Source organism: Streptomyces incanus, assembly GCF_042656345.1.
Taxonomy (GTDB): domain Bacteria; phylum Actinomycetota; class Actinomycetes; order Streptomycetales; family Streptomycetaceae; genus Streptomyces; species Streptomyces incanus.
Map to the genome: position 1 here is coordinate 2,418 of NZ_JBHSPC010000015.1, position 14,966 is coordinate 17,383.

The window sequence follows — 14,966 nt, forward strand, 5'->3', positions numbered from 1 at the left end:
CGGTGTTGCACGACAAGGGACGCCATCGCGATTGCGTGCGAGGATCGATGGTTTGCGAGGTCTTTTCGGCTTCGATCCGACGCGCCCGGCCTTGCTGCTCCTCGGCGGTGACAAGGCCGGAGACTGGGAGCGCTGGTACCGCGACCGCATCCCCCTGGCCGAGCAGCTCCACCACGAGTGCGCCAGCGATTAGGGCGAGGGGGTGGCCATGCCCAAGAAAGCCGTGCAGGACTGGGAGGTTCTGGAGCAGAGGCTCTACGCGGCCGGTGTGGAGCCGGCCGAGGTGGGGGCCTCGAACTCGCGCTCTCACCTATGGGTGGGGCGCGAGCAGCGGGGGCGCTGTGGACGTCCACCAAGGTTGCACGCCATGGAGCATCCCGATGAGTGAGTGCCGAGGCGCGTCTTCTCGAAGGGGCCGGTGAGTCACAGGGAGATGATCCGGACGCGGCTGCCACAGAGCTTGGTCATGTCGTCGCTGTCGGACGTCAGCAGCGCGACCGGCTGTGGCTGGCGAAGGGCTACTTCGGCCACGGTGGCGTCGATGGCGTACTTGTGGCCATTTAGCCCTGCTGCTTTGAGGAGCTCTGCGGCGGCCTTCGCCGCCTGCTCGGTGACCGGTTCCACCTTGACGCGCGACAGGACCCAGTTGAGGCGTGGAATGTCGGTACGCGAGTGGCTGACCTCCACGATGGTGTTCGCTCCGATGACGAGGTCGGCACCCATCTCGTGGAACACCCGCAGCAGCGCGAGGAACTTGCGGTCCTGCGCGATCCAGGCCGAAAGCCCTTCCGAGCCCAGGACCACGGTCTCGACGCGCCCCGTCATGCGGCGTCCGCGTCCTTGGAGGGGGCAGGGGCGCCGAAGATCTTCGACCGGGCCTCCGCCAGTTCCTCGTCGCTGAACTCCCCGTGCTCTTCTTCATGGCGTCGCAGGTCGTCGCCCAGCAACTGGTGCCGGATCTGGCGGGCGACCGCTTCCGCCACGTAGCCGGACACGTTGTCCGTGAGCTTGCGGAGTTCCGCCACCTGGTCGCTGGGCAGGGTGACGGTGATGCGAGTCGTCGAGGACATACGGCAAGCATACTGGAGTATGCGTTAAGGGGGTCGTGATTGCTGCCCCGGGTGGCGCCGAGGCCGGGCGGTCCCGAGCGATCCGGCGGGCCTTCCGGCGGGCCCGGTGCAGAGAACTCGGACGACAGCAGTGGACGGACCGGTGGTGCGAGCCGGCCGACGTGGAGGCGGGGTCTCGCCGGCTCCTCGCCGAGGCACGCGGCCGTCGGCTCGCCGAGGCGCGTAAGCAGTCCGTGTCGTGCGCACGGCAGATGTCAGTGGGATGCGCAGGGTTATGACAGTGGGAACGCAGAGTCCGTGTCAGTAGACGGTGACGGCTCGGGAAGCATCCGCAGGCTGTAGAGCACGTGGTCGTGGAAGCGGTCGATAATGTCGCCGCGGGTGACCATGTCGGCTGCAGCGAGATCATCGAGGGCCTGGCGCTGCGCGGCGTCGTTCGTGTCGATGCCGCCGTCGACCCAGACGCGGAGGAGTACCTCGGCCTCGGTGGGCTGGATGGGTCCGCGTACGGATGGGCGGGGGTTCTTCCGCCCGGCGAGGGCGTCGGCCTCGTGCGGGGCGAGGACGTCGAGGCGCGGGGTGGCGGTGTATGCCTCCGGCGGGACCTCGCGCAGGACGAGCGCGCCGCCGACGTCGGGGTGGACGCGGGCGTAATCGAGGGCCGCGTCGAGCCGGTGGCGGGTCCAGATCAGGGCGAGCGCGAGGGCATCGGCGGTGAGGGGACCGTCCGCGTACGCGAGCGCGGTGATGACGGTGAGCGCGTCGCGGTCGGCCCCGACGGAACGGCGGTCGCGGACCTGACGTTCGCGGGGGCGCTCGAAGAGTTCGTCGGAGCCGGTCATCAGGTCGGCGGGGTGGATATCGAGGCGGCGGGCGAGTTCGAGCAGGACGCGGACGGGCAGGTCGGGAAGTTCTTCGAGGTCGATCTGATGCTCGTGCACGCCCAGGAGGTCGGCAAGCTGCCAGCCGGTCATCCCGGCGGCGAGCAGGCGCCGCTTGATGAGCTGGGAAGTCTGAACACCGTCCCGGCGCCGGCGGGGGCCTTCGCGCTTGATCTCGCGCGGCCACGGGGTGGACCGCTGCCGCTTTCTCACAGGCGGCTTCGTATGTCGTTGCTGAGGGCGATGAGGTCGAGGCCGCGGTAGTGCATCCACCCGGCGGCCGCGGCGTCGTGGGCGGTCTCGTCACCGTGGCGGCAGTGGGAGCGGTGGAGCCAGGCCGGGTTGAAGTGGATGCGGTGGCAGGTCCGCATGACCGCTTCGCGCAGGTGGAGCTCCGGGCTCTTGCGGCCGGGATCCTTGTCGTGGATGAACAGCGGGTCGGTGTCGGTGGCGCCCTGGCTGCGCCGGGAGGCGAGGTGGGCTGCGACGAGCGGGGCGGCGTGCTCAGGCAGGGGCACGGGATCGTCGGATTGGAGGTGGAGGACCTGGAGGGCGGTGAGTTCGACGGGGGTGTGGTGGTGGGAGCTCCACTTCCAGGGGACGCGGAGGTAGCGGGTCTCCTCGGCCTCGTACTGGCTGCCGGTATGCGGGAGGCGGACGCTGCTTCCGTCGGGGGCGGTGTTGCCGCAGGTGATCAGGCCGAAGCCGGTGGGTCCGTGGGAGAGGTGGATGGACAGGGCACTCGCGGCGGCGGCTTCGGGAGAGCCGGCGGTGCGGAGCTTGTCGCAGATGCGCGGGGTGAGCTGGCTGAGGAGGCGGGTGGTGGGGCCGGTGCCGAGGGTTTCCATCTGCCAGCGCAGGAGGTAGCCGCGCAGGAACAGGACGACCTGGACGGCGCGGAGCCGTACGAGAGCGTGGGCCTGGTCGGGGGCCGGACCGATGCGGTGGTCGCGCAGGTAGAAGGTGAGACGGGCTCCGAGGGCGCGGGTGTGCCGTTCGCTGCCGGGTGCGCTGTGGTGCCCGGTCAGGCCGCGGCGGGACAGCCACTGGTCGGCGAGGTGGACCTCGCGCTCGTAGACGTCGGTGACGGCGGTGAAGGTGTTGCCGGGCAGCTTGGCGCGGCAGTGGGTGAGGAAGACGGGGAAGTCCTGCAAGGGCAGGTCGGGGCCCGTTCCTTCGGCCCACGGGGTCTTGGTGTCGGCGCGCAGGCCATTGGTCAGGGCCCGCGGTGACGGCGGGAGCTCGCGCATGAAGGCGATCAGGTCGATCGCGTCGAACCGGTACCCGGCGTCACGGAATTCGCGCATGGGCGGCTCGACGTACCTGTCATTCTCGGTGACGGGCCAGATGAACCACACCGTGGAGCCGGTGCGGCGTCCGAGTTCGGCGAGCAGTTCGAGGGCCCCGTCGGGGAGCCGGTGGGCGCGGTCGATGACGACGTGGCGAATCTGGTCGGCGGACAGCCAGGCGGCGGCCTGACGCCACGCGTCGGGCGCGGGGGTGCGGTCGGCGAGCAGGGTGGCGGGGCTGCGGCCGGTGGCGGTGAGGATGTCCAGGGCCAGGTCGCTGGTGCGGCCGGCGGGGGTGGGGCGTACGACGAGCCGGCTGGGGCCCTCGACGGCGGCCAGGCGGCGCACGATGCGGTGGTCGTCGTCTCGGTTGCGGACGAAGACCAGGCGGGGCCCGGCCGCTCGGTACCGGTTGAGACCCTGGTCGGGTGCGGTGGTGGTGTCAGGCATACACGCCGCCGCCGAGGAGGGTGAGGGCGTTGTCGATGACCTCGACGTCGACCCGGGTCCGGCCGGCGGCCTGGCACAGTCCGGCGGCGGTGTGGGTGAAGGCGGCCCAGTCGCGCATGGTGCCCTGCCCGTACAGCTCGTCGATCTGCCGCAGCAGTGCGTCGTCCGCGTCGGTGTAGATGGGGTGGTAGTCCCTCATGAGGTCGGGGATCTCGTTCGCCGCCAGGGGGCGGAAGGGCAGGCGGCGAAAGACGCGGGAGCGGAGCATCGGCTCGCGGGAGAGGACCTCCCAACAGCCGTCACCGCCGACGTAGAGCAGGGCGAACTTCGTCTTCGGGTCGTCGTGCAGGTGCCGCAGCAGCTCGATGCAGTCGCTGTTGAGGCGTTGGGCCTCGTCCACGACAACGAGACGCTTGGGGTGGGAGAGCAGGTCCAAGAGCCGGTTGGTGATGTGGAACCGGTTGCGGGACTTGGGGGCCTCGATGCCGGTGAGCGCGGCCAGGAGGTGGTCGGCGACCAGACGCATGGTCGGCCGGGCGGTGAAGGACAGCGAGCACACCGCCGGTCCGCCGCGGCTGGCCTGGTCCTCCAGGGTGGCCTCGACCGCGTATGTCTTGCCGGTGCCGGCCGGGCCGTGGATGACGCCGGTGGCGTTGTTGGCGACCAAGTCGTCCACGATGCGGTGGGCAAGCTGGAAGGTGCCCGTCGGCAACGTGGCGGCGCCGGTCAGGTCGGCGAAGTGCCGGGGCATCTATGACTCCTTCTTGATGATGGGGGTGATTCCGAGCAGGGACGTGGAGGAGCGGGCCCGCAGGGCCGCGTCCAGAGCCTTGCGCGAGGAGTCACGGCCGACCTTCTCCGCGACGAGACGGGATTCGGCGGGCGGGGTGTCACCGGTCATAGGAGTGAGCTCGCGCCGCGCACGGCGGGAGGCTTTGCGCTGTTCGCGGCCGTGCCGGGCGGCCTCGTCGCGCTGCTGCTGGCGGAAGGCTTCGGTCTGCTCCGGGGTGAGCTGCCCGGTCGGGGTCGCGGTGCACAGGTGCTTGCCCGCCAGGTAGACCTCGATGGTCCGGTCATCGTGCGGCATGTAGCGGATCTGGACGACCTGACCACCCCGGCCCTGGATCTCCGGGGCGACGTAGGCGAACCCGTTGAAGCGGATGCCGTCCTTGCCGATGACCCGCTCGTCCCCGGCCATCAGCAGGTGCCGCAGCTTCTCCGTCTCGATCCGGTGCAGCGGCGCCTCGTCCTCTTCCCACGCCTGGAGCGGGGTGCGCCGCTGGAGCATCCGGTGCGGGCGCTCGGTGTTGTACCAGCGCGCCCAGGCGGCGAGCCGTTCGACGAACACCTCGATGGGCATCGGCCCGGTGCCCGCCGTTTCGGCGGCGCGCTTGGCGGCCGGGCTGTCGCCGACGGGTCCGTACAGGCGTCCCGAGGCGTCCCGGGGCCCGCCGGTGAAGCCGGGCATGAGGGAGATCAGGGTCTGCTCGATCGTCAGGTTGACGCGCTCCACCTTGCCTTTTCGATGCGGGGTGAACGCCGGAAGGCGGTGGACGGTGACGCACAGCGCGGCCATCACGTCGCGGATCGTCCCGGCGGCGAACTCCAGACCGCGGTCGATCCGTACGCGGGCCGGCACCGCGCCGAACGGCGAGAGCTCCGGCTCGTGGACCAGGGCCATGCGCATCGCGGTGAGGACCGTGCCCGCGTGCGGGGTCACCGCCAGCGACCACCCGAGCAGGGCCCGGGTGCCGTCGTCGACGATCGTGGTCATCCACGGGCAGATCGGCTTGCCCCTCGGCGGGTGCACGAGGATCGGCAGCTGCTTGTGGTCCATCTCCCAGGTCCGGCCGCGCGGTTCGTCCGGGCGTTGCAGATAGACCGACTTCGCCCGGCGCCCCGACTCGCCGACCTTCCACGCCTCGCGCTCGGCCGGGGTGAGCTCGCGGGCAAAGGCGACCTGCAACGTGCGCAGGGCAGCCGGGGCGGCACCCGCCCATCCCTCGCGCAGGAAGTCGGGGACCGGGGCGCCCGCCGTGGTGCCGTCGCCGTCAACGACCGCCTGGCGGGCGCGGTGCACGGCGGAGACGTTCCCCCGGTACAACGCGTACGCCTCACGGTCGGCATCGCTCAGTACGTATGGGGCAGGACCGCGGGGTTCGGGGGTGGTGCCGGCGGACAGCCACCGCCACACCGTGCGCTCGGTGACGCCCAATCCCTCGGCCGCCAGCCGGACGTGCGCGGCCGACAGCTGCTCGGCGTCCCTCAACTGGGCCAGCCGGGCCACTGTCGCGGCGCGTCTGGACGCGTCCTCCCCCTGCATGATCGGCAGTCTCCGACAGGGGCCCGGCGCACTTCCCGAACACCTGTCGCGTTCACCCGTACGAGTGAACGTGGTGTCAGTTTCCGAACTCGTCTGCGTAGATGTCTGAAGTCGTCTGCGTCGTGTCGTTCGGGTCGGGGCGGGTCCGCGCGCGGAAGGTGCGACGGTAGGTGTCCGGAGGCACGCCGACCGTGCGGTTGAAGTGCCGGCGCAGTGTCGTCGCGGTGTTCATGCCGGTGGCCGCCGCGATGGTGTCGACGGTGTCGTTGGTGGTCTCCAGCAACTCCTGGGCGTGGCGGATCCGTTGGGTGAGCAGCCATTGCAGTGGGGTGGTGCCGGTCGCCGACCTGAAGTGGCGGCCCAGGTTGCGCGAGCTCATCCGTGCCTGGCGGGCCAGGTCCTCCACGGTGAGCGGATGGTCCAGCCGTTGGATCACCCAGGGGAAGAGTTCGGCGAGCGGGTGGTTGTCCGGCGCGGGGACGGGGGTGGTCACGAACTGGGCCTGGCCGCCGTCCCGGTGTGGCGGCATGACCAGGCGGCGGGCGAGGGTATTGGCGATCGACGAGCCGTGGTCGAGGCGGACGAGGTGCAGGCACAGGTCCATGGCGGCGGCTTTGCCCGCAGAAGTGAGCACGCTGCCGTTATCCACGTAGAGGACGCCCGGGTCCACCGTCACTCGGGGGTAGCGGGCGGCCAGTTCCTGGGTGTGCGCCCAGTGCGTGGTCGCACGCTTGCCGTCCAGCAGGCCGGCGGCGGCCAGCACGAAGGCGCCCGTGCAGAGGGAGGCCACGCGTGCGCCCGCCTCGTGAGCCATGCGGACCGCGTCGACCAGGGCTCCGGGCGGATCCTCGTCGACGTCGGCCCAGCCCGGGACGATCACGGTGTCGGCGCGCGAGAGGCGGTCGAGTCTGTGGTCGGGCTCCAGTCGGAACCGGCCGAGCCGCACGGCGCTCGGTCCGCAGGTGGCGACGCTGTACCAGGGGTCTGCCACGCCGGTCATGTTGGCTCCGAAGACCTCGCACGCCAGGGCCAGCTCGAAATGCAGCATGCCGTCGGTGACGGCCAGCGCGACAGTAGTCATGTCCGGAATTGTATGGGGCATGGCGTTCCAGACAGTCGCGGTGAGGTGCCGGGGCTCGCCAGGATGTCCGTGACAGATCGCAGCGGATCATTCGAGTACAGGGGAGAACCCATGGGATCGGGCCAGACGGTGGCGGTGTTCGGCGCGTACGGGCACACCGGGCGGTTCGTGGTGGCGGAGCTGAGGGAGCGTGGGTTTCTCCCGGTCCTCTCCGGCCGCGACGCCGACAAGCTGAAGGCGCTGGCGTACGAAACCGAGCTGGACGCCCGCCCAGCGTCGGTCGATGACCCGGCCTCGCTCGACCGCGCAATGGCCGATGCGGCGGCCGTGATCAATTGTGCCGGGCCTTTCGCTACGACGGCTACCCCCGTGATCGAGGCGGCCCTTCGCGCTGGGATCCCGTATGTGGACGTGGCGGCCGAGATCGAGGCCAACGCCGATACGTTCACGCACTTCACCGACCGCGCTCGCTCCGCAGGAGTGGTGATCGTCCCAGCGATGGCCTTCTACGGCGGCCTCGGCGACCTCCTGGTCACCGCCGCGATGGGCGACTGGACGGCGGCTGACGAGGCCCACATCGCGTACGGGCTGAGCAGTTGGCACCCCACCGCCGGGACTCGTACGGCGGGCGCGGTTTCCCGGCAGCGGCGGCGCGGCGGACGCGTCGTGTACACGAACGGGCGGCTGGAGCACCGCCATGACAGCCCGCCGACCCTGGAGTGGCCCTTCCCCGACCCGATGGGCCCCCGGGCCGTCATCGGGGAGTTCACGATGGCCGACGTCGTCACTATTCCCAGCCACCTGTCCATCCCCGAAGTGCGCACCTACATGACGGTCGAAGCGGCCAGGGACGTGGCGGCCCCGGACACACCGACGCCAGCCGCGGTCGACGCGCGCGGGCGGTCCGCGCAGACCTTCCTCGTCGACGTCGTCGTGCGCTCCGGCGGCACCGAACGGCGCGCTGCGGCGAGGGGTCAGGACATCTACGCCGTCACCGCGCCACTCGTGGTGGAAGCGGTTGACCGCATCCTCACGGGACGGACCAGGACGGTCGGCGCCGCCTCCGCAGGCAAAATCTTCGACGCGCCCGACTTCATCCGCGCCTTGTCCCCGCACATCTCCCTGGAGCTGCGTCCATAGCGGGTGGACCGCAGATCAGGGATCGGGATCCAGCGGGAGCTCGGCCTCCTGCCCTAACGACTGTGGCCGCCGTGCGGTTGGGGTACACCTTCACCGGCGAGGACTCCCCGATGGCCACGCTGCTGCTGTCGGTCATGGGCGCATTCGCCGAGTTCGAGCGCGCCCTGATCCTCGAACGCCAGAAGGAGGGCATCGCCGCCGCCAAACAGCGCGGCGCCTACACCGGCCGCAAGCCCGCCCTCACCCCCGAGCAGGCCGGGCAGCTACGTGAGAGGGCCGCCGCCGGGGAACAAAAGGCCGCGCTGGCCAAGGAGTTCGGCATCAGCCGCGAAACCGTGTACAGCTACCTGCGGACTTCGAGCACCGCAAACGTCACCGGTTGAGCCGAGGCCGGCAACGGACCGTAGGACAGATAGCTCCGCCAGAATCACGACATCAAGCGATTCAAGTCACAGGCGAAGAGGACCGGCACGAGCTGCTCGTCACACACAACTTCCTGGTCGCCTGGCTCGTCCGGGACGCTATGCATGCGCCGAAGTGGCGCTGGCTCGGCCTCAACCACTGCAACGCCGCCCTGACGGTCATCCGATACGCGCCCGGTCGGCCCGCCACCGTCCTCTTCTTCAACGACATGCGGCATCTGCCCGCCGAGCTGCGCTGGACCGGCTTCCCGCCCGAGTTGCACATCTGAGTGCACCCACCATGGCTTGCTCACTGACACAACCCTGCGCCGCACTGACATCTACTCTGCGCACGACAGGTGGCGCCGAGGTCGGGCGGTCCCGAGCGATCCGGCGGGCCTTCCGGCGGGCCCGGTGCAGAGAACTCGGACGACAGCAGTGGACGGACCGGTGGTGCGAGCCGGCCGACGTGGAGGCGGGGTCTCGCCGGCTCCTCGCCGAGGCACGCGGCCGTCGGCTCGCCGAGGCGCGTAAGCAGTCCGGGCCCGCACCTCGGCGGCGTCCGACGGCTCAGCCGGGCAATTGACGGCCAGGAGACGGCTCCACCTCACCAAGAAGCCCCCGCCCTGCCGGGAACCGCAGGCTGGGGGCTTACTGGCTGCGGGCTTACTTCTTCTTGCCCTGGGTCTTGTCAGGGATCTTGGTGAGCTGGGTTTTCCCTGCTCAGAGGCGGTGGGCCTGTGCGCCTGGTGGTCGTCGTTGGTCGTCATTGGCCACTGTCGAGCAGCCTCGGACGGCCCAGGGACGGCCCAGCTTCAGCGCGTTCGGTTGACGATCGGCACTTTCGATGCGGCCAGTCTGAACCTCAGCCGATGACAGTCAGCCACGACGGCGGGTGCGTCAACCGACCACGCACGCGTGTGTCTCGCTGCACCCCCACCGGCCTCAACCACGCTGCCAATGCCGTCGACCCGAGCAAGCTACGACGGCCGACCCGTGACGGCGGCGCCTGGAGCTATCAGCTTGGGAAGCTGCGGGCATTTGGGGCGGGTTGTGGAGCTGACCTGGGCGAACGGTTGAACGGTCGTCTCGCCGGGCTCGGTTGCTTTCACCGTGGTTCCCCGCTGTTCCCCGCTGGATCTGGTGCGGCTGTGGTGCGGCAGTGGTGCTGTGTCAGGAACGGGTGCCCAGCGGGCAGCCTCAGCGAGCGGCTCACCACTTCCGCCACTTGTCCGTGATCTGGTAACGGCCGAGTCCATGCCGGGCGGCCAGTGCGACGATGTCGATGCCGTGCTCGGTCAGCGATTGGTCGATGAAGTCGCACAGTTGCTCGCGCTCGTCGGTTTCGTAGGCGCTTTCGTTGTGGGCTTCGTTCACGGCGTTCAGGGCCAGGACGACGCGTTCCACGACGCCGAAGATCTGCGCGTCGTCTGCCTCGCTCAGGCCGGGAAGCTCCCTCTCGAAGGTGTCGAGGACGGCATCGGTCGACGTGAGCAGTTCTTCGGGGAACAGTTCTGCCATGCAAGCGCACTCGGGGTCCAGGGTGCCGGCGGCAAGCTCTTCGGCTTCCTTGACTATGCCATCGCGCCAGTTCGTCGTAGGTCTTTCAGCCATGGAGCGGACCGTACAGTGCCTGTCTGACAGCGGGGCTGAGCACCGATGCGGCCTGTACGCCAGCGTCAGCACTGGTGCACGCTTTCCAACTGTCCGCGCGGCTGTTCGGGGCGTTCGCAGGGGTCAAATAGCAGGTCAGAGACGGTAAGCAGACGGCAGCGAACGATGGCGGCCGTCAGTGCACTGGACAAAGACCAATACAACGAACGACTTTTGAGAAGACCAGGTCAGCGGGTGGTTAGGCGGACGTGACCAGCCCCGGTTGTCGGTGCCTGCCGATATCCTGGCGGTCGCTGACTTCAGGGGGGCCAGTGTCAACTGTCCGTGGCAGTCGCAAGATCGAGAGGGCGGGCGTTAACGCCCTTCGCGCCCTTCTTGAGGAACACGATCACCTCGTTCAGGAGATCGACGGAGGGAACGATCACGGCGAGGACATGATCGTTAACTTCACGCGCGGCAGCAAGAGGACGCCTTACTGGATTGCCATTCAGGTGAAGAGTGGCAAGAAGTATAAAAGGGTCAACGGGTATGCGATCCCCATAGATGACCATTTCGACGACTGGGGGCAAAGTCGCATCCCTATCATCGGCGTCGTCTACGACATGAAAAAGAAGGAACTGTTCTGGGTAAACCTTACTGAACAGTTACGGTCCGTAGATAAGAGTCCCGGATGGGTTCAACTAGCTAACACCTCGCGGCTCAACTCTGACACGATCGACACCTTCTATGCGGAGGTCGCGGCTTATGCTGGTGACGCCAGGATGCGGATTCGCGCGGCGAATCAGGAGGATGCGCTAACCGAAGCCGTCCGAGCCAGGCGTGGGCTAGATCCCGAGACGGCACCCAACCCGCTATTTGAGGAACTTGCCGACTTTGCGCTTCGGCATGAAGAACGTCTCCGTGTTTTTCGCAAGGATCTAATTCGATCCCTCCCCATCCAAGTCCTTGTTCTCATCATGCTGTGGGAGTGGCCTCGACAAATCCGCTTCGTTGAAGGGTCCGCAGACTGGGTGAACCCAGTCATCTGGGTGCTCAGCCTCTACCACTTCATGCTGTTCATGGCGCTTACTATATTCTTCGAGTTCAGAGCCGGGCGAGTCCCTCGGGAGACGGGGAGTTGGCTCTCTATCATTGCGAGCAACTTTCTTTGGATTCCGATAATGGATCCTAACGGAGATGATGGGTGGTGGGGCACGTTTTGGATTTATTCAGGAATCATCGTTCCATCGTTTGGTCTCAAATTCCTGATCATTAGTTTCGTCGGGTTCGCCCGCGACCGCAAGAAAAAGCAGCTCGAACCCGATATATGAGCCAACTGAGTTAAGAGGGGATGCGTGTACGGGCGGTGAACGGTGGCGGCCGTACACGCACTGGGCAAAGACCAGGGCAATGATCTGCCTAGACCGAGGTCTCAGATCAGATGCGAGGAACGACTCCGAGTTGTGGCTGTCCGCGCGAGGGAGAATCCCCGATCTAAGGATGCCCGGAGAGTCACAGGACCTTTCCATGGGCGATGACGATCTGCTCAGCCGTAAACCGCATTAGAGGAATTTCGCGCGCCAGCTCCTCGTCATGTGCGAACGGTGCATATTTCGGTAGTTCACCCTCTTTGGCGTGCACTAGAGCATTCCTCACCTTGTAAATCCTCTTTGCAATCGCCCCTCGTGTGACATCCTCATCTGTCCCGTGAAAGTTCACTTTGTTCGCGCCGGCGAAGGGGGCTTCGTTGTTGTTGTAGTAGTCGACCAAGGTAGCGTCGTAAGCGACGAGGTCGGCGGCAAGGCGAGGCACATCGACGAATCTGTCGAGCACCAATTGCAGTGACCGTTGCTCGTTCACGCCACCTTCATTCTTGACTTGGCGCTGAACCTTTGTAACGATCCGGATTACCGACTGGATGTCTTTAGTTCGACGAGCCGAGAAAGAGGGGTCGGCTATACTCGATCGAACTTGATTTACCAAGTCCTCGTTAAAGACCTTGTCGAAGAAATGTTCGGCGATGTGGTAGTAGGCCAGGTATTCCAGCAGTGGAATTTCTGCCGCTACGCCCATGAGATAGTGGTGCACCAGGTCCGTGTCATACGTTTGCCTAGGTGCTTCAAAGGTGTCAGCTTGGGTCCTTCGGTTCCGCTGGATAGTCTGGGGTCGGAACCACGACTCTAGGCCGATCCGGGCCGCCGCATCGATGTTGTAAGCGGCGTGGAATAGGAAAGAGTTGGCAAGTGTCTCAAAGTCTGAGTTAGCTTTGGTGGCAGTAATGCGCAAAGTTGTAGCGCGCAAACCCTCCGCAATGACATCAAAAAGCGATTCAACTTCGAGCGGTTGCCGCGAAGATCTAGGCCTTAGCGACACATCCAGGGATCGATGATCGCCGCCTCTGATTCGATTCAGTATCATCCTTCCTCTTCCTGACCTCATGAAGGAATCATTTTGCATAACGGTGCAAAGTAGGTAGGCGGCGAACTCTCGGGATGGCCTACCGAATCTGAAAGTCACAGGGTTGTCTCCCTGTCCCGTAAATTCTCTGTCTTCGAAAAATCTATCGAAGGCGCCGATTTGATCAAGCGAAACCAATGAGAACTCTGCTTCGTTTTCCCATTGGAAGGAGCTTTCGTCTCTCTTTTTTGCCTCGTTGAGGCGTTTTGCGATGGCGGATATTTCGGTGCCACTTGTGCCAGTTACTGACTTCTCGCGAGTCACTCGAAGAGGTGTCTGTAGAGTGAAATCTCCGCTTTGAGTTCCATCGAATTGGAATACTCTTCGCAAAGCCTGAATGATGGACGCTTCATCTACCGCAACCTGTCCGCTCATAATCACCTTCCGAAATCCGGGAATGCATACTTTGTCGGAACGCCTGTAGTCGTATTGTGACTGATGGAAAGTTGGCAGCGCGGGAGTTTGCCCTCCTGACGATTACTTACCGCATGCCTTCCTCTTTTGATGTGCAGTCAGGTTAAGGTCTAATTGAGGCCGCCGGGATGAGAATCCAGGAAAAGGTGATGGTGAGTGCCCCTCCAACGCTCACCCTCGGCTCCCATCCCGTCCGCCACTACGGGCCCGAGGCCGGGAACGGCGCCCCCTTCATCCCGGTGCTGGCCGATCCCCGCCGGAGGCATCGTTTTGACTGTGGCCGCTCCTGTGTGGCACACGACTCATCGTTCTCGGCCCATCCATCCATCCATCCGCGGCACGGGCGCCGGCCGGGCTGGAGCGGGGCGGAGACAGGAGCGCAGGCCCGGCCGGGGGCCGGGCCGCGCGCGGGGAGCGGAGCGAGCCGCCTTGAACCCGTAGAGAAGGTTGTAACTCAGTGGGACTCAGGCTTCAGTTGATCTGTCCGATCGTCTGGCTGCGGTGATCTTGCGTGCTTGTCCTGCGGCGCGTTGGAGTGCCTGGGCCACCTGGTCGGCGTCGTCGGCGTTCAGCAGGATCTCTTGTGTCCAGAGGATCGAGAGCCTGACCGTGCCGTCGTGAAGGTGTACGGCTACGTCGACTTCTGTGCCGTGGCCTGCTGCGTCCCGGACTTCGTTCAGGCCCGGGTCGCTTGCGAACGAGCTCATGCTCCGATGTTCCACAGCGGGGCGTCGTACTGGTCCGGTCGGCTGTGAATGAGGAGCCGGCGTAGCTCGTCGCGCTGGGAGCCGCTGAGGTTCAGGGCCTCGGTGATGTGGCGGAACGTCGTATGGGTGACCCCGCGGGTTCGGGCCTCACTCTGGAACTGATCGAGTCGAGACAGTACGTCGTCGGGCTCCAGCTTCGTCGGAGGCTGCTCGGTTAGCCACGCTGCCTTGTTGCGTTCGTAGTCGATCTCCGAGAAGCCGCAGATCTCGCGGCTGTGGGCCTCGGCTTCGTCCAGGCTGGCGGTCGTCATGATGGCGCGGGCCAGGCTGTTGCGGCTCACTGCGTCGTCCAGGTCGACTTCGTGGACTGTGGGGCCCTCGTCGGTGAGGGGTACGGGAAGGCGGGCGTCGCGCACCTCGCAGATGCCGCGGGCTCCTCGGGCTGTTGCGGCGAGCATGGCGGTTGCCTCTGAGGGGTGCCACTCCAGGATGCTGCCGATCGCCTCCACGTCCTGGGCCGTGAAGGTGTGCACGAGGGTGCCGAGCAGGGGACGCAGGTCATCGGGGGAGATTTCGCCGTCCAGCCCGGGACCTGCGACCAGCAATCGGATCGGGGCGTTGACCTGGCAGCAGGCGGCGAGTGTGAGGGCGTCGGCAAGTGGGCTCTTGAGCGTGGGCTCGTCGCCTCGGGCGAGGATGTCTCCGCCGACATCCAGCAGATCGATCGACGTGGGGCTCAAGTGGTCCACTAGCTCTTCCAGCCGGCGGGTGATGCCCTCGGCGCCGTGGTGGGGGTCGAGCAGGGCCAGCGTGTGCGGGAGCTCTGCCGCAAGGCGGGGGAGGGTGGAGCCTGCCGGGGCGATCGGTTGTGCCTCGGTCGGTACCGACCAGACGGATCGAGTGATGGGCTCAAGTCCCGTGAAACTGTCGGCTCCTCGTGGTCCTGGGAGCGGGTCGATCAGAAGGCGGTCCCAGGCGTACGTGAGGATCACCGCCTGGTCCTCGTCGCCGTAGAGGGCGGCGTGAAGCATGGCGGCGGCGACTGCGTCGCCCCCTCCTCCTGCTGCGACGATCAACCGCGTCATGCGTTCAGAGTACGGGTTCGCGGGTTGGCCACCCACCCTATAGTGGCCAAAGGCCATAGCCACTTGGGCAGGGAA

General features: G+C 66.6%; 14 protein-coding genes and 2 pseudogenes. 5 read left to right on the plus strand and 11 right to left on the minus strand.

What is annotated here, in order from left to right:
- A pseudogene (locus ACFP2V_RS05760) lies at positions 1-193 on the plus strand (hypothetical protein); the annotation flags it as partial.
- A gap of 230 nt (positions 194-423) precedes the next feature.
- Here ACFP2V_RS05760 and ACFP2V_RS05765 read toward each other — a convergent pair.
- From ACFP2V_RS05765 to ACFP2V_RS05795, 7 genes are all read right to left on the minus strand, one after another.
- Positions 424-825: a DNA-binding protein gene (locus ACFP2V_RS05765; RefSeq protein WP_381206419.1), complete on the minus strand. Its 402-nt coding sequence runs from the start codon at positions 823-825 to the stop codon at positions 424-426.
- Positions 822-1,070, minus strand: a complete 249-nt coding sequence (locus ACFP2V_RS05770) for a type II toxin-antitoxin system CcdA family antitoxin (RefSeq protein WP_381206422.1) — start codon at positions 1,068-1,070, stop codon at positions 822-824. The genes ACFP2V_RS05765 and ACFP2V_RS05770 overlap by 4 nt, the downstream gene beginning before the upstream one ends.
- 272 nt (positions 1,071-1,342) lie before the next feature.
- The gene (locus ACFP2V_RS05775; protein WP_381206425.1) at positions 1,343-2,164 is read right to left on the minus strand and encodes a hypothetical protein; all 822 of its coding nucleotides are present in this window, start codon (positions 2,162-2,164) and stop codon (positions 1,343-1,345) included.
- Positions 2,161-3,690: a P-loop NTPase family protein gene (locus ACFP2V_RS05780; RefSeq protein WP_381206427.1), complete on the minus strand. Its 1,530-nt coding sequence runs from the start codon at positions 3,688-3,690 to the stop codon at positions 2,161-2,163. The genes ACFP2V_RS05775 and ACFP2V_RS05780 overlap by 4 nt, the downstream gene beginning before the upstream one ends.
- On the minus strand, positions 3,683-4,441 hold the full coding sequence (locus ACFP2V_RS05785) for an AAA family ATPase (protein WP_381206430.1): 759 nt from the start codon (positions 4,439-4,441) through the stop codon (positions 3,683-3,685). Before ACFP2V_RS05785 ends, ACFP2V_RS05780 begins: the two co-directional genes overlap by 8 nt.
- On the minus strand, positions 4,442-6,013 hold the full coding sequence (locus ACFP2V_RS05790; protein ID WP_381206433.1) for a Mu transposase C-terminal domain-containing protein: 1,572 nt from the start codon (positions 6,011-6,013) through the stop codon (positions 4,442-4,444).
- 76 nt (positions 6,014-6,089) lie between these two features.
- A complete protein-coding gene (locus ACFP2V_RS05795) occupies positions 6,090-7,094 on the minus strand; it encodes a helix-turn-helix domain-containing protein (protein ID WP_381206436.1) in 1,005 nt (334 codons plus the stop codon).
- A gap of 111 nt (positions 7,095-7,205) precedes the next feature.
- Between ACFP2V_RS05795 and ACFP2V_RS05800 the strand changes: the two genes are divergently transcribed.
- The 3 genes and pseudogenes from ACFP2V_RS05800 to ACFP2V_RS05810 form a co-directional block, all read left to right on the plus strand.
- Positions 7,206-8,234, plus strand: a complete 1,029-nt coding sequence (locus ACFP2V_RS05800) for a saccharopine dehydrogenase family protein (protein WP_381206440.1) — start codon at positions 7,206-7,208, stop codon at positions 8,232-8,234.
- 71 nt (positions 8,235-8,305) lie between these two features.
- A complete protein-coding gene (locus ACFP2V_RS05805; RefSeq protein WP_461092130.1) occupies positions 8,306-8,617 on the plus strand; it encodes a helix-turn-helix domain-containing protein in 312 nt (103 codons plus the stop codon).
- A 71-nt stretch (positions 8,618-8,688) separates the two neighbouring features.
- Positions 8,689-8,925 (plus strand): annotated as a pseudogene (locus tag ACFP2V_RS05810) (histidine phosphatase family protein); the annotation flags it as partial.
- Between the two features lie 922 nt (positions 8,926-9,847).
- Here ACFP2V_RS05810 and ACFP2V_RS05815 read toward each other — a convergent pair.
- The gene (locus ACFP2V_RS05815) at positions 9,848-10,249 is read right to left on the minus strand and encodes a hypothetical protein (RefSeq protein WP_381206443.1); all 402 of its coding nucleotides are present in this window, start codon (positions 10,247-10,249) and stop codon (positions 9,848-9,850) included.
- A 311-nt stretch (positions 10,250-10,560) separates the two neighbouring features.
- On the opposite strand from ACFP2V_RS05815, the gene ACFP2V_RS05820 reads away from it, so the two are divergent.
- On the plus strand, positions 10,561-11,559 hold the full coding sequence (locus ACFP2V_RS05820) for a DUF4365 domain-containing protein (protein ID WP_381206446.1): 999 nt from the start codon (positions 10,561-10,563) through the stop codon (positions 11,557-11,559).
- A gap of 181 nt (positions 11,560-11,740) precedes the next feature.
- On the opposite strand, the gene ACFP2V_RS05825 is transcribed toward ACFP2V_RS05820, so the two are convergent.
- The 3 genes from ACFP2V_RS05825 to ACFP2V_RS05835 all read right to left on the minus strand — a co-directional run bounded on the left by ACFP2V_RS05825 (position 11,741) and on the right by ACFP2V_RS05835 (position 14,891).
- Positions 11,741-13,060 (minus strand): hypothetical protein, encoded by a 1,320-nt coding sequence (locus tag ACFP2V_RS05825; protein ID WP_381206448.1) that lies wholly within the window; start codon positions 13,058-13,060, stop codon positions 11,741-11,743.
- A 503-nt stretch (positions 13,061-13,563) separates the two neighbouring features.
- On the minus strand, positions 13,564-13,806 hold the full coding sequence (locus ACFP2V_RS05830) for a hypothetical protein (RefSeq protein ID WP_381206451.1): 243 nt from the start codon (positions 13,804-13,806) through the stop codon (positions 13,564-13,566).
- Entirely contained in the window at positions 13,803-14,891 is a 1,089-nt protein-coding gene (locus ACFP2V_RS05835; protein WP_381206454.1) for a DUF1152 domain-containing protein, read from the minus strand. Before ACFP2V_RS05835 ends, ACFP2V_RS05830 begins: the two co-directional genes overlap by 4 nt.
- Between the last annotated feature and the right edge of the window lie 75 nt (positions 14,892-14,966).

Coding starts and splice junctions, on each gene's coding strand:
- ACFP2V_RS05800 (WP_381206440.1), top strand. CDS start 7,206: ATGGGATCGGGCCAGACGGTGGCGGTGTTCGGCGCGTACGGGCACACC.
- ACFP2V_RS05830 (WP_381206451.1), bottom strand. CDS start 13,806: ATGAGCTCGTTCGCAAGCGACCCGGGCCTGAACGAAGTCCGGGACGCA.
- ACFP2V_RS05770 (WP_381206422.1), bottom strand. CDS start 1,070: ATGTCCTCGACGACTCGCATCACCGTCACCCTGCCCAGCGACCAGGTG.
- ACFP2V_RS05835 (WP_381206454.1), bottom strand. CDS start 14,891: ATGACGCGGTTGATCGTCGCAGCAGGAGGAGGGGGCGACGCAGTCGCC.
- ACFP2V_RS05815 (WP_381206443.1), bottom strand. CDS start 10,249: ATGGCTGAAAGACCTACGACGAACTGGCGCGATGGCATAGTCAAGGAA.
- ACFP2V_RS05825 (WP_381206448.1), bottom strand. CDS start 13,060: ATGAGCGGACAGGTTGCGGTAGATGAAGCGTCCATCATTCAGGCTTTG.
- ACFP2V_RS05795 (WP_381206436.1), bottom strand. CDS start 7,094: ATGACTACTGTCGCGCTGGCCGTCACCGACGGCATGCTGCATTTCGAG.
- ACFP2V_RS05785 (WP_381206430.1), bottom strand. CDS start 4,441: ATGCCCCGGCACTTCGCCGACCTGACCGGCGCCGCCACGTTGCCGACG.
- ACFP2V_RS05780 (WP_381206427.1), bottom strand. CDS start 3,690: ATGCCTGACACCACCACCGCACCCGACCAGGGTCTCAACCGGTACCGA.
- ACFP2V_RS05790 (WP_381206433.1), bottom strand. CDS start 6,013: ATGCAGGGGGAGGACGCGTCCAGACGCGCCGCGACAGTGGCCCGGCTG.
- ACFP2V_RS05765 (WP_381206419.1), bottom strand. CDS start 825: ATGACGGGGCGCGTCGAGACCGTGGTCCTGGGCTCGGAAGGGCTTTCG.